1 protein-coding gene is annotated in these 1,009 nt (G+C 67.8%); it reads left to right on the top strand.

Translation table 11 applies throughout. The features are described from left to right. The coding region (gene ilvC, locus LG395_RS40875; RefSeq protein WP_225814651.1) for a ketol-acid reductoisomerase at nt 1-990 on the top strand (990 nt) is incomplete at its 5' end. Nucleotides 991-1,009 lie beyond the last annotated feature (19 nt).

Raw genomic sequence — 1,009 nt, 5'->3', positions numbered from 1 at the left:
CTGTTCTACGACGCCGACGCCGACCTGTCCATCATCCAGGGCCGCAAGGTCGCGGTCATCGGCTACGGCAGCCAGGGCCACGCCCACGCCCTGTCGCTGCGTGACTCCGGTGTGGACGTGCGTGTCGGTCTGCACGAGGGCTCCAAGTCCAAGGCCAAGGCCGAGGAGCAGGGCCTGCGCGTGGTGACCCCGGCCGAGGCCGCCGCCGAGGCCGACGTGATCATGATCCTCGTCCCGGACCCGATCCAGGCCCAGGTCTACGAGGAGTCCATCGCGCCGAACCTGAAGGACGGCGACGCGCTGTTCTTCGGCCACGGCTTCAACATCCGCTTCGGCTTCATCAAGCCCCCGGCGGGCGTGGACGTCTGCATGGTCGCCCCGAAGGGCCCGGGCCACCTGGTGCGCCGTCAGTACGAGGAGGGCCGCGGCGTCCCCTGCATCGTGGCCGTCGAGCAGGACGCGTCCGGCAACGCCTTCGCGCTGGCCCTGTCGTACGCCAAGGGCATCGGCGGCACCCGCGCCGGCGTCATCAAGACCACCTTCACCGAGGAGACCGAGACCGACCTCTTCGGCGAGCAGGCCGTGCTGTGCGGTGGCACCGCCGCGCTGGTGAAGGCGGGCTTCGAGACGCTGACCGAGGCCGGTTACCAGCCGGAGATCGCGTACTTCGAGTGCCTGCACGAGCTGAAGCTGATCGTGGACCTCATGTACGAGGGCGGCCTGGAGAAGATGCGCTGGTCCATCTCGGAGACCGCCGAGTGGGGCGACTACGTCACCGGCCCCCGCATCATCACCGACGCCACCAAGGCCGAGATGAAGAAGGTCCTCGCCGAGATCCAGGACGGCTCCTTCGCCCGTAACTGGATGGACGAGTACCACGGCGGCCTGAAGAAGTACAACGAGTACAAGAAGCAGGACTCCGAGCACCTGCTGGAGACGACCGGCAAGCAGCTGCGCAAGCTGATGAGCTGGGTCAACGAAGAGGCGTAAGCCGCTGACAGGGGCCGGG

It is taken from the genome of Streptomyces spinosus, from assembly GCF_020400655.1.
Taxonomy (GTDB): Bacteria; Actinomycetota; Actinomycetes; order Streptomycetales; family Streptomycetaceae; genus Streptomyces; species Streptomyces argyrophylli.
The sequence above is the reverse complement of the archived record's forward strand: the minus strand, read 5'-3'. Positions and strand labels throughout refer to the sequence as shown.